Source organism: Pseudomonas azerbaijanoccidentalis (genome assembly GCF_019145495.1).
GTDB classification, from domain to species: Bacteria; Pseudomonadota; Gammaproteobacteria; order Pseudomonadales; family Pseudomonadaceae; genus Aquipseudomonas; species Aquipseudomonas azerbaijanoccidentalis.
Genome location: NZ_JAHSTU010000001.1, coordinates 1,286,951 through 1,299,267, shown reverse-complemented (window position 1 = coordinate 1,299,267; position 12,317 = coordinate 1,286,951). Strand labels below are relative to the sequence as shown.

The window sequence follows — 12,317 nt, the reverse complement described above, 5'->3', positions numbered from 1 at the left end:
CATTGAAAATTGTACGAACTCGACTTTTACGCATAGGTTTCAGTAAGGCCTTGCTCGATGAGATTGAACTCAGCATGAACCGCCAACGCTCAGCATTGCGCCATGTCCTGTGGCTTCTGGTATTGCTCGGTGGTCAGACACTGGCCGGTTGGCAGGAGACTCTGCCCGGTGCGCAGATCATCGGCACCGGTGAATTCCGCAAGTTCGGCTTCGACGTCTACAGCGCCCGGCTCTGGAGTACCTCGCGTCCATTGGCCAGCGGCCAGCCGTTCGCTCTTGAATTGATCTACCAGCGCTCGATTTCCCGTGAGAATCTGGTGCAGGCCAGCGTCAGGGAGATAAAGCGTCTGTCCGGCAGTTCGGTGAGCGACGAACAACTGGCCGCATGGAAAGCGCAGATGCAGCAGTCGTTCGTCGATGTGCAGGCCGGAACACGGCTGACCGGGGTCTATTTGCCAGGGCAGGGGGCGCGCTTCTATATCGGCCAGCAGTTGCTGCGTGAAGTGGACGACCTGCAGTTTGCCGAGGCGTTTTTCGCCATCTGGCTCGATCCGCGCACCAGCAATCCCGAGTTGCGCCAGCAGTTGCTGGGCATCGCCCCGTAAAGTTTGCGATGATCACCCGGCGTCCCTGCGCCCTCCCACCTGTTGATGGATCATCGTGTGAAATTCAGTTTGCCCAAAGTCGGCACAGCGCCGTTCTGCCCGCCGGAAGTCGCCGGCTCCGTTGCCGTAGACCCCGGTGCCTCGTTCTTCAAACGCGTCCTGCGCTTTGCCGGCCCGGGGCTGTTGGTCTCCATCGGCTACATGGACCCGGGCAACTGGGCGACCGCCATCGAGGCCGGCTCCCGGTTCGGCTACAACCTGTTGTTCGTGGTGTTGCTGGCGAGCCTGGCGGGGATGGTGGTGCAGTGCCTGTGTTCGCGGTTGGGCATTGCCACCGGACGTGACCTGGCGCAATTGTCTCGGGAGCGCTACAGCAAGTGGACGGCGCGCACGCAGTGGGTGTTGGCGGAAATCTCGATCATCGCCACCGACCTGGCCGAAGTGCTCGGCTGTGCCCTGGCTTTCCATTTGCTGCTGGGGTGTTCGCTGACCTTCGGCATCGCCCTCACGGCGTTCGACACCTTGCTGGTGCTGGCCCTGCAGAACCGCGGTTTTCGCCGTTTGGAAGCGATCATGCTGGTGCTGGTGGCGACCATCGGCGCGTGTTTCTTCGTCGAATTGCTGCTCATCAAACCGTACTGGCCGGAGGTTGCCCAAGGCTTCAAACCGTCACTGGCGGCAATCAGTGATGCCGCACCGCTCTATCTGGCTATCGGTATTCTCGGCGCCACGGTGATGCCGCATAACCTGTACCTGCACACATCGATTGTGCAGACCCGGATGATCGGCAAGGACCTGGCCAGCAAGCAGGACGCGGTGAAACTGGCGCGCATCGACACCATCGGCTCCCTGGCGCTGGCACTGCTGGTCAATGCGGCGATCCTGATTCTCGCGGCAGCGGCGTTTCACAAGACCGGGCACACCGATGTGGTGGACATTCAAGACGCCTATCACTTGCTGGATCCGCTGGTGGGTGGGGCGTTGGCCAGTGTGTTGTTCGGCGTTGCGCTGTTGGCGTCGGGGCAGAGTTCGACCTTCACCGGCACCATCGCCGGCCAGGTGATCATGGAGGGTTTCCTCAACCTGCGCCTGCCGTGCTGGCAACGGCGTTTGATTACACGCGGGCTGGCACTGATCCCGGCGTTCATCGGCGTCTGGCTGATGGGCGACGATGCAATCGGCAAGTTGCTGGTGTTGAGTCAGGTGGTGTTGAGTTTGCAGTTGCCGTTTGCGCTGTATCCATTGATACGCATGACCAATGATCAAAAACTCATGGGGCCGTTTGTGAATCGGTTGCCGACGCGGGTGCTGGCGTGGGGGTTGTTCGTGGTGATCAGTGGGGCGAATAGCTGGTTGATCTTGCAGCTTTTTGAGTGACTGTACCGGCCTCATCGCGAGCAGGCTCGCTCCTACAGTTAACCGCGTTCCCCTGTGGGAGCGAGCTTGCTCGCGTTGAACGATTACGCGGTCTTTGTTTCAAACGCCGCCACCACAAAATCAATGAACACCCGGGTCTTGGCTGGCATCAGCGTCCGGCTCGGGTAGTACAGCGAAATAGCCCCCGCATCGGCCTGCCAATCCGGTAACAGGCGCACCAGTTCACCGCGCTGAATATTCGGCTGCACATCGGACAGCACCAGTAACGTCACCCCCAATCCCAAGACCGCTGCCTCGCGCATGGCAGCGGGATCGTTCAGGACGATGCTTTCGTTCATGCTCGCCGGCACCTCATTGCCTGCACCATCACGCATGAGCCATTGCCGAATTCGCCCGGTGCGGCTGCCGCGCATCACGATGCCGATGTGCCGGGCCAGGTCTGCGGGGCTGGCGGGCAGGGTGCGCTGCGCCAGATAGGCCGGTGAAGCAACCGCCACCACTTCAGCGGGTGCCAGGGTTCGCGAGATGACCCCGGGCGTCAGTTCGAAACCGCCGCCAATGGCGGCGTCATAACCCTCGGCGATCAAATCCACGGCGCGATTTTCGAAGTGCCATTCCGGGCGGATCAGCGGGTAGCGGGCCAGGAACGCCGGCAGCAGCGGCAGGATATGGCCGATGCCGAAGGTCGGCGCCAGGCTGACCTTGAGCACACCTGCCGGCTCACCCTGATCGGTAGTGACCGCGTTGATCGCTGTTTGCAGCGCTTCCAGATTGCCACCGATGTTGGCCAGGAAGCTTTCACCGGCCTCGGTAAGGGATAGCTTGCGGGTCGAACGCTGGAACAGGCGCACGCCGATGTTGCGTTCCAGTATCGCCACGTTGCGGCTGACGGCAGCGGGGGTCAGCGCGAGCAAGCGGGCGGCTGCGGAAAAGCTCCCGGTTTCGGCGCTGCGCACAAAGGATTCGAGGTTGGCGAGGGTTTCCATGGCAACACACCTGCTACTGATGCTTGAAAATCATTCAAGGCATTACCGGCTAATAACGCACTAATGGCAAGCGCAGTATTCACTCCATCCCCAACCCACGGAGTGAAATTCCATGACGAACCGACTTCCACTTGAAGGCAAAACCGCACTGGTCACCGGCGGTTCCCGCTCCATCGGCGCGGCGATTGCCAAGCGCCTGGCCGCCGACGGAGCCAATGTTGTGCTGACCTTCAGTGCATCCCCGGGCAAAGCCTTTGAGGTGGTTCAGGCCATTGAAGCCGCGGGCGGCCGTGCCCTGGCGATTGCCGCCGATGCCGGTGATCCGGCCGCCGTGCGTGCAGCCGTCACCCGCACCGTCGAGGCGTTCGGCAGCCTGGATATTTTGGTCAACAACGCCGGCATCGCCCTCGGCGGGCCGATCCAGGACATCAGCTTCGAAGACTACCAGCGCATGATCGCGGTCAACGTGACCGGGGTATTTGTCGCTACCCAGGAAGCGGCGCGGATCATGAAGACGGGCGGTCGGATCATCCACATCGGTTCGTCGATGACCCATTACGCGGCGTTTCCCACCGCATCGCTGTACACCTTGACCAAGGGCGCTATCGCCGGATTCAACCGTAGCCTCGCCCGTGATCTCGGTCCGCTGGGCATCACCGTCAATACCGTTCACCCCGGCCCGACCGACACCGACATGAACCCGGACGGCGGCCCGGTCAGCGAAATCGTCGGCCCGGGCATCGCCATTGGCCGCTATGGCAAACCGGAAGACATCGCCAGCGTCGTGGCTTTCCTGGCCAGCCCGGAAGCGGCGTTCGTCACCGCCGCAGACATCATTGCCGATGGCGGTTTCACCGCCTGATCACCTTCCTGAGAGGACAAAACCATGAGCAGAATTGGAATTATTGGTGCCGGTGCAATCGGTGCAGCCTTCGCCCGGTCACTGTCGCGTCAAGGCATTGAAGTGGTCATCGCCAACAGTCGCGGGCCAGAAACACTGGCTTCATTGGTGGCTGAACTCGGGCCAACGGCTCGTGCCGGCACTCGCGAAGAAGCCGCCGCCCAGCCCATCGTGCTGGTCGCGGTGAACTGGTCGAAACTGCCGATGGCACTGGCCGGTCTGCCGGATTTCGCCGGACGGACCGTGATCGATGCGAACAATCCGATCGAGGCACCGCTGTTCAAGGCCGTGGATTTGCAGGGCCGGGTGTCCAGCGAAGTCTTTGCCGAATGGGTGCCGGGCGCGCGGGTGGTGAAGGCGTTCAATCATCTTCAGGCGCATCTGGTCGATGGCGACCCAGCGGCGGAAGGTGGTCGCAGAGTGCTGTTTTTCTCGGGCGATTCGGCACAGGCCAAGGTTGGAGTGGCGGCGCTGATCGAGCGTCTTGGCTTCTTCGGCGTCGACCTTGGCAGCTTGAGTGTCGGCGGGCGGCTGGTGCAGTTTCCGGGCGGACCGCTGCCAGCACTGAATCTGGTGAAATTTGCCTGAGTGCCAGACAAAAAGAACCCGGTGCGACGTGAGTCGCACCGGGTGTTTGCCAAACCGCGCGGTTATTCGTGGGTCCCCGCGCAATCTGTTGAACGCGTTTACGCTCGTTCGAGCGCCAGGGCCACGCCTTGACCACCACCGATGCACAGGGTGGCGAGACCTTTCTTGGCATCACGCTTGAGCATTTCATGCAGCAGGGTCACCAGCACGCGGCAGCCCGAGGCACCGATCGGGTGGCCGAGGGCGATTGCGCCACCGTTGACGTTGACCTTGTTCAAGTCCCATTCCAGGTCCTTGGCCACGGCCAGCGATTGTGCGGCGAAGGCTTCGTTGGCTTCGATCAGGTCCAGTTGGCCAATGTTCCAGCCAGCCTTGTCCAGGCAACGACGAGTCGCTGACACCGGGCCGATGCCCATGATCGCCGGGTCGACGCCCGCGTTGGCGTAGGCCGCGATTTTCGCCAATACCGGCAGGCCCAAAGCCTTGGCTTTTTCGGCGCTCATCAGGATCACGGCGGCGGCACCGTCGTTCAGCGACGAAGCGTTACCGGCCGTCACCGAGCCATCTTTCTTGAAAGCGGCCTTGAGCTTGCCCAGGGATTCGGCGGTAGTGCCGGCCCGTGGCTGCTCGTCGGTGGCGAAGGACAATGGATCGCCTTTGCGCTGCGGGATCAGGATCGGGGTGATTTCATCGACGAAGCGCCCGGCTTCGATGGCCGCCACGGCTTTCTGCTGCGAGGCCGCGGCGAACGCGTCCTGCTGCTCCCGGCTCAGGCTGTACTTCTCGGCCAGGTTCTCGGCAGTGATGCCCATGTGGTAATCGTTGAACGCATCCCACAGGCCATCGCTGATCATGGTGTCGACGATTTGTGCGTGACCCATGCGCAGGCCAGTGCGGGCACCGGGCATGACGTAATTGGACAGGCTCATGTTTTCCTGGCCACCGGCGATGATCACGTCGGCGTCGCCGCAACGGATCGCCTGGGCGCCCAGGTGCAGGGCCTTGAGGCCCGAACCGCAGACCTTGTTCAGGGTCATGGCCGGCACGGCGAAGGGCAAGCCGGCCTTGATCGAGGCCTGGCGCGCAGGGTTTTGCCCGGCGCCGGCAGTCAGCACCTGGCCCATGATCACTTCATCGACTTCAGCGGGGTCGAGGCCGGTTTGCGCCAGCAACTGACGGATCACCGCAGCGCCGAGGTCGACGGCGGACACATTGGCCAGGGAACCCTGGAAAGTGCCGATCGCGGTGCGCGTGGCGGCAACAATGACGACTTCTTGCATGGAATGATTCCTCACTGGGCAGCGAACTGCATTTCCGGCACGTGGTCGGGCACGATCAGTTTACCGGCGGTCTTGGCGACGATCTCTTCAACGCTGACGCCCGGTGCACGCTCCTTGAGAATGAACGCGCCGTTTTCGATTTCCAGGTAGGCCAGGTCGGTCAATACGCGCTTGATGCACCCGGCGCCGGTCAGCGGCAGGCTGCATTGCGACAACAGCTTGGACTCACCGTCCTTGGACGCGTGGGTCATGATCACGATGATGTTGTCGGCGCCAGCCACCAGGTCCATCGCACCGCCCATGCCCTTGACGAGTTTGCCGGGGATCATCCACGAGGCGATGTTGCCTTGCACGTCCACTTCGAACGCGCCCAGCACGGTCAGGTCGACATGACCGCCGCGGATCATCGCGAAGGACTCGGCGGAGGAGAAAATCGACGCGCCGGTCCGTGCGGTCACGGTTTGCTTGCCGGCGTTGATCATGTCGGCATCGATGGTTTCTTCAGTTGGAAAAGGACCCATGCCGAGCAAGCCGTTTTCCGATTGCAGCATGACTTCCATGCCTTCGGGGATGTAGTTGGCAACCAGGGTCGGAATGCCGATGCCCAGGTTCACGTAGAAGCCGTCCTGCATTTCGCGGGCGACGCGTTGAGCCATTTGTTCGCGGGAAAGTGCCATTGTTGTTATTCCTTCATTCGGTCCGGGGGCAGGGGATTACTTACGTACGGTGCGCTGTTCGATGCGCTTCTCGAACGTGCCGCAGATGATCCGGTCGACGTAGATGCCAGGGGTGTGGATCTGCGCCGGGTCCAGCTCGCCGGGTTCGACGATTTCTTCGACTTCGACCACCGTGATCTTGCCGGCGGTAGCGGCCAGCGGGTTGAAGTTCTGAGCGGTGTGGCGATAGATCACGTTACCGAAATGGTCGGCTTTCCAGCCTTTGACGATGGCGAAGTCGCCGGTGATGGATTCTTCCATCAGGTACTTGCGGCCATTGAATTCGCGTACTTCCTTGCCTTCGGCAACCGGGGTGCCGACGCCGGTGGCGGTGAAGAAGGCCGGGATGCCGGCGCCGCCTGCGCGCATTTTTTCGGCGAGGGTGCCTTGCGGGGTCAGGGTGACTTCGATTTCGCCTTTGAGCAGTTGCTCTTCGAACAACTTGTTTTCGCCGACGTAGGAGGCCACGACCTTGCTGATCTGGCGGTCGGTGAGCAGTACGCCCAGGCCGAAACCGTCGACGCCGCAGTTGTTGGAAACGACGGTGAGGTCGCGAGTGCCTTTGCGCTTGATCTCGGCGATCAGGTTTTCCGGAATGCCGCACAGGCCGAAGCCGCCAGCGATCACGGTCATGCCGTCTTCAAGACCTGCCAGAGCTTCCTCGTAGGAACTCACGCGCTTGTCGAAACCTGCCATATGCACCTCTTTTATTCTTTGTGGGCGGCTGGCTAGCCGTATGGGATGAGTGTCACGCCGCGAGATTCATTTGTTAAGTTGATTTTTAATGTTGATTGATAGATAAAACTCAATAGTTCGTAGGCGCTGCCGAAGGTTGCGATCTGTTGATTTGGATATTCAACGATTCGAGACCGGCCAAAACAAGATCAAAAGATCGCAGCCTTCGGCAGCTCCTACAAGACCTCGGAGAGACCAAACATGACCGTCAAGCAGATCCGCGCCTTTCTGGCCGTGGCCCAGAGCCTGAGTTTTGCCGTGGCTTGCGAGCGCCTGCACCTGTCGCAATCGGCGTTGAGCCTGACCATCAAGGCGCTGGAGGAGGGGCTGGGCGGGCGTCTCTTCACGCGCAACACGCGCAACGTGGCGTTGACGGCCGAGGGCGAATCCCTGGTGCCGCTGGCCCGCCGCTTGATTGCCGATTGGGACAATGCCGAGGATGAACTGCGCCAGCGTTTCACCCTGCAACGCGGTCGCGTGACGTTGGCCGCCATGCCTTCATTTGCCGGCAACCTGCTGCCACCGATCCTCAAGACATTCCGCGCCCGGTATCCGAAAGTCAATGTCACGGTCAACGACGTGATCAACGAGCAGGTGCTGGAAATGGTCCGCGACCGCCAGGTGGAACTGGGCGTGGCGTTCGAGCCGACCCAGAGTTCGTCGCTGCAATTCACGCCGCTGTACATCGACCGTTTCGTCGCGGTGGTGCCCCATGATTCGCCGCTGGTCGAGCTGGACGAAATCGATTGGCAGACCTTGCTCAAGGAACCGTTCATCACCTTGCAGCGGCCTTCTACCGTGCGGGTGATGCTGGAGGAACACTTGCAGGCGAGGGGCATGAAACTGCCGGTGGAGTTCGAGAGCCATCAACTGGCGACGGTCGGGCGAATGGTCGCCAGCGGGTTGGGGGTGAGCGCGGTGCCGGCGTTGTGTGCCGGGCAGATGCGTGAGCTGGGTGCGCGTTGCATCACGTTGCGTGATCCGATTGTGGAGCGGGCGCTTGGAGTTTTGACGTTACCGGGGGGCGAGCTGTCGGCGGCGGCGCAGGCGTTGTTTGATGTGTTGAAAGAAGAAAACCTGGGCCAGCGAGTGGCTATGAGCTGATCACAATTGCCCTGTAGGAGCTGCCGCAGGCTGCGATCTTTTGACTTAATAAAAGCAAGATCAAAAGATCGCAGCCTACGGCAGCTCCTACGGTGTGTGGTTTTGTCAGTGGTTTAGGCGTTGGGCCAACAAGGGCAGCAGCTGTTCGCACGACCCCTCGATCTTCAAGTCCAGAATCTCATCCGCCCGGGTCTTGCCCAGGTTGATCGCAATCAGCGGTTTGCCCTGATCCACCACCGCGCGGCACAAGCGAAACGCCGAGTACGCCATCAGCGACGAACCGACCACCAGCAACCCCGCTGCCTTTTCCACCGCGGCCATCGCTTTGGCGGCAGTGGCCTGCGCGACGTTCTCCCCGAAAAACACCACGTCCGGCTTCATGCGCTCCCCGGCGCAGTGCGGGCAGTGCGGCACTTGAAAGCGCGCTTCGAAGGCCGGGTCGAGCAGGGTGTCGCCGTCCGGTGCCTGCACCGCGTCTACGCCTGCGAGGTACGGGTTCTGGGTTTCCATCAGGTGCTGGATCGAGTCCCGCTCGCTGCGCTGGCCGCAGTCCAGGCACAGCACCCGGTGCAGGCTGCCGTGCAGTTCAATCACATCGTGGCTGCCGGCCTGGTCGTGCAGGGTGTCGACGTTTTGCGTGATCAGCTCGCAGATCTGCCGGGTGCTCTGCAAACGGGCCAATGTCTCATGGGCCACATTGGGCTGCGCCTGACGCACCCGCGGCCAGCCGAGCATCGCCCGCGCCCAGTAGCGCCTTCGGGATTCGGGAGCGGAGAGAAACTCCTGATACATCATCGGTTGGCGGCCACGGCGCACGCCCTGATTGTCGCGATAGTCTGGAATGCCCGATGGTGTGCTGATACCGGCACCGGTCAGGACCGCGAACGGCTCGTCGGCCATCAGGTGCTGGAGGCGATCGAGTTGTTCGTGGATCTGGTGGTCGAGCATCTTCAACACTCCGGGGGCCACGGACGAACGCATGTAGGAGCTGCCGCAGGCTGCGATCTTTTGATCTTGCTTTTTAACATCAAAATCAAAAGATCGCAGCCTGCGGCAGCTCCTACAGGGTGCGGGCGGGTTACTTGCGTGCTTCAAGGATCAGGTTGAACGGCGTTTCCGTGGCCCGGCGGAAACTTGAGAACCCGGCCTCGGTGAACACCTTGCGCAACCGCGCTTCACCGGCCTGGGCGCCGAGGCCCAGGCCGACTTCCTGGGACAGCGAGTTGGGGGTGCAGATGAAGGTCGAGGCGGCGTAGAACAACCGGCCGACCGGGGTGATGTTGTCATCCAGCGAGTCATTGGCAAACGGTTCCACCAGCAACACCGTGCCATCCGGTTTCAGCGATTCGTAGGCATGTTTCGCCGCGCCCACCGGGTCGCCCATGTCGTGCAGGCAGTCGAAATAGCAGACCAGGTCATAGTCGTCGCCGGGGTAGCTTTTGGCGGTGCCCTGGAAGAACCGTGCGCGGCTGGACACACCCCCTTCTTCGGCACGCTGGGTGGCCACGGTGACCGAGGGCGCGTGGTAGTCGAAACCGACGAACCGCGAATTTGGAAATGCCTGAGCCATGATTACCGTCGACGCGCCATGGCCGCAGCCGATGTCGGCGACTTTGGCGCCTTCCTCCAGTTTGGTCATCACCCCGTTGAGGGCCGGTAACCATTCGGCGATCAGGTGCGCCTTGTAGCCGGGCCGGAAGAACCGTTCAGTACCGCTGAACATGCACGGATGGTGATCGCCCCACGGTAGGGCGCCATCGCCGCGCATGGCTTTGACCAGTTTGTCCTTGTCATGAAAGAACGACGCGACCACGCCGATACCGCCGGCGATATAGACCGGTGAATCTTCGATGGCCAGGGCCAGGGCCTGTTCTTCGGGCAGGCGGAATTGGCCGTCGCTGTGTTCCATGTAACCGGAGGCGGCGTGGGCGCTGAGCCATTCGCGCACCAGTCGGGGGTTGCAGCCGGTCTTGTCGGCGAGTGCTTCAGGGCTGATCGGCTGGCTGTCGGCCATGGCCCGGTACAGGCCGAGCTCCTCGCCGAGGATGACGTTGGCAAGCATCGCCGCGCCGCCCATGTCATTCACCAGTTTGCCCATGAAGTCATTGAGTCTGGCCTCGTCCATCACGTGTGCTCCTTCAGAAGGATCACGGTCCGGAGGCGTTGTTCATCCGGGCGGTGGTCGTGGGAATGAACAGGACGCTGAGCAGGTCCTGTGTGCATTAAGTCTAGTTCCCGGGCCGTACAGAGTGGCCTGGAGCGACGAAAGCCCCTGTGGCTGACACTTGCCCCCTTGGGAGCGGGCTTGCCCGCGATGACGATGGGTCAGCCTACATTTCCATCGCTGAAAGGACGCTATCGCGGGCAAGCCCGCTCCCACAGGGTTTTGCAGTGACCACCGGTTTTGCATGTATCCCACTGTATCTAACAGGTCTCCCGATACAGTCCCGCTCAATTGCGGCGCACAGCCGAACACAGACCAGATACAAACCTGCGCTGAACTGTGCAAGCCACTTTCCCTGGCCGCATTCACCGGCGGCCATTTGCACTGACTCTGTTCCGCGCCTGATGCGGACAAGGGGACCACAATGACAACGCTTGTGCCTGAATCCAATCTCGACGCCACGCCGGTCAATCGCCTGCGGGTCGACCGCTACACCAACGGCATCATCGGCCCGAGCCAGCCGATGCTGGGTCCGCTGGCCGACGGTGGCACCCTGATCACCGGCACGCCGCCGGGTTGCTGGGGGCCGATGATCACGCCGGCCTTCGAAGGCGGCCACGAAGTCACGCAACCGGTGGCCATCGCCGGTGCGGAAATCGGCGATGCCGTGGCGATCAAGATCAAGAGCATGCGCGTTACCTCGCTGGCCACTTCGTCCGGGGTCATGAGCTTCGTCGAAGGGCGCTACAACGGCGATCCGTTCGTCGCCAAGTTCTGCTCCAAGTGCGGCACCGAACATCCGCCCAGCCATGTCGAAGGCATCGGCGAAGACGCCATTCGCTGCAATAACTGCAACGCTGAGGTCAGTGCATTTCGCTTCAGCCACGGTTACGTGATTGTGTTCGATGCGCAGAACCAGGTCAGCCTGACGGTCAACCAGGACATCGCCAATCAACTGGCCGGCAATGCCTCCGAAATGTCGGCGCTTCCGGAATTCGCCGCACAGCACTCGATCCTGTCGCTGGCCCGCGCCGACATCCCCGGCGTCGCCGCGCACATGCGCCCGTTCCTCGGCAACATCGGCACCATGCCATCGCGGGACATTCCCGATTCGCACAACTGCGCCGATTTCGGCCAGTACCTGATCAACGCACCGCACCGTTTCGGCATGAGCCGCGAAGAACTGCACGCGGCCAAGACCGACGGCCACATGGACACCAACTCGATCCGCGAAGGCTGCGTGTTGATTTGCCCGGTGAAAGTGCCAGGCGCCGGGGTGTACATGGGCGACATGCATGCCCAGCAGGGCAACGGCGAAATTGCCGGGCACGCCACCGATTGCTCCGGGGAAACCGAAGTGGTGGTGCAAGTGGTGAAAAACCTCACGCTGGAAGGGCCGATCCTCCTGCAAAACCTTGATGACCTGCCACCGATGGCCCGGCCGATGAGCGCCGAACAGCGGGCCAAAGTCCGGGAGCTAGGCGAGCGGTGGGGCCAGCACGAGATTGAGCAGAGTGGCCCGATCACCTTCATCGGCAGCGGCGAAAACCTCAACCTCGCGGTGGAAAACGGCTTGCAGCGTGCGGCCTCCGTCACCGGCCTGCCGTATGACGAAGTGCTCAACCGCGCCACCATCACCGGTTCGATCGATATCAGCCGCCTGCCGGGCACCATCCGCGTGACGTTCCTGTGCCCGATGCATGTGCTCGATCGCATGGGCATCGGCCATCTGGTACGCGAGAAATACGCCCTGGTGTAAGGCCGGGCAGCGGGTCTGTACCAGAGTGAGTACAGACCCGCTGCCGATACAAGTCCTGCTGTTTTCAGTCGGCCCGCAACACAGGCCCGATACATCGCCCCG

General features: G+C 61.8%; 12 protein-coding genes. 6 read left to right on the top strand and 6 right to left on the bottom strand.

The features are described 5' to 3' along the window. The first annotated feature begins 74 nt into the window (after positions 1–74). Together KVG88_RS05565 and KVG88_RS05560 are read left to right on the top strand one after the other, a co-directional pair. Positions 75–605, top strand: coding sequence for a chalcone isomerase family protein (locus KVG88_RS05565; RefSeq protein WP_217870618.1), 531 nt, complete (start codon positions 75–77; stop codon positions 603–605). Positions 606–662: 57 nt separating this feature from the next. Next, a complete protein-coding gene (locus KVG88_RS05560; protein WP_217870617.1) occupies positions 663–1,982 on the top strand; it encodes an Nramp family divalent metal transporter in 1,320 nt (439 codons plus the stop codon). A gap of 83 nt (positions 1,983–2,065) precedes the next feature. Here the strand turns inward: KVG88_RS05560 and KVG88_RS05555 are convergent, their stop codons facing one another. After that, on the bottom strand, positions 2,066–2,968 hold the full coding sequence (locus tag KVG88_RS05555; protein ID WP_217870616.1) for a LysR family transcriptional regulator: 903 nt from the start codon (positions 2,966–2,968) through the stop codon (positions 2,066–2,068). Positions 2,969–3,080: 112 nt separating this feature from the next. Between KVG88_RS05555 and KVG88_RS05550 the strand changes: the two genes are divergently transcribed. Together KVG88_RS05550 and KVG88_RS05545 are read left to right on the top strand one after the other, a co-directional pair. Beyond that, the gene (locus KVG88_RS05550) at positions 3,081–3,830 is read left to right on the top strand and encodes an SDR family NAD(P)-dependent oxidoreductase (RefSeq protein ID WP_217870615.1); all 750 of its coding nucleotides are present in this window, start codon (positions 3,081–3,083) and stop codon (positions 3,828–3,830) included. Positions 3,831–3,854: 24 nt separating this feature from the next. Beyond that, positions 3,855–4,457: an NADPH-dependent F420 reductase gene (locus KVG88_RS05545; protein ID WP_217870614.1), complete on the top strand. Its 603-nt coding sequence runs from the start codon at positions 3,855–3,857 to the stop codon at positions 4,455–4,457. A 98-nt stretch (positions 4,458–4,555) separates the two neighbouring features. Here KVG88_RS05545 and KVG88_RS05540 read toward each other — a convergent pair whose 3' ends face one another. Genes KVG88_RS05540 through KVG88_RS05530 form a run of 3 tightly spaced genes read right to left on the bottom strand, consistent with a single transcriptional unit; the run spans position 4,556 to position 7,149 of the window. Next, entirely contained in the window at positions 4,556–5,737 is a 1,182-nt protein-coding gene (locus tag KVG88_RS05540; RefSeq protein ID WP_217870613.1) for an acetyl-CoA C-acetyltransferase, read from the bottom strand. A gap of 11 nt (positions 5,738–5,748) precedes the next feature. After that, positions 5,749–6,414: a CoA transferase subunit B gene (locus tag KVG88_RS05535; protein WP_008026717.1), complete on the bottom strand. Its 666-nt coding sequence runs from the start codon at positions 6,412–6,414 to the stop codon at positions 5,749–5,751. Between the two features lie 36 nt (positions 6,415–6,450). Next, positions 6,451–7,149, bottom strand: coding sequence for a CoA transferase subunit A (locus KVG88_RS05530; protein WP_150703555.1), 699 nt, complete (start codon positions 7,147–7,149; stop codon positions 6,451–6,453). A 240-nt stretch (positions 7,150–7,389) separates the two neighbouring features. On the opposite strand from KVG88_RS05530, the gene KVG88_RS05525 reads away from it, so the two are divergent. Further along, on the top strand, positions 7,390–8,292 hold the full coding sequence (locus KVG88_RS05525; RefSeq protein ID WP_150703554.1) for a LysR family transcriptional regulator: 903 nt from the start codon (positions 7,390–7,392) through the stop codon (positions 8,290–8,292). 105 nt (positions 8,293–8,397) lie between these two features. Here the strand turns inward: KVG88_RS05525 and KVG88_RS05520 are convergent, their stop codons facing one another. Together KVG88_RS05520 and KVG88_RS05515 are read right to left on the bottom strand one after the other, a co-directional pair. Continuing rightward, a complete protein-coding gene (locus KVG88_RS05520; protein ID WP_150703596.1) occupies positions 8,398–9,240 on the bottom strand; it encodes an NAD-dependent protein deacetylase in 843 nt (280 codons plus the stop codon). A 130-nt stretch (positions 9,241–9,370) separates the two neighbouring features. After that, a complete protein-coding gene (locus KVG88_RS05515) occupies positions 9,371–10,417 on the bottom strand; it encodes a class I SAM-dependent methyltransferase (protein WP_217870612.1) in 1,047 nt (348 codons plus the stop codon). Positions 10,418–10,880: 463 nt separating this feature from the next. On the opposite strand from KVG88_RS05515, the gene KVG88_RS05510 reads away from it, so the two are divergent. Next, entirely contained in the window at positions 10,881–12,215 is a 1,335-nt protein-coding gene (locus KVG88_RS05510; RefSeq protein ID WP_217870611.1) for an acetamidase/formamidase family protein, read from the top strand. Positions 12,216–12,317: the final 102 nt, after the last annotated feature.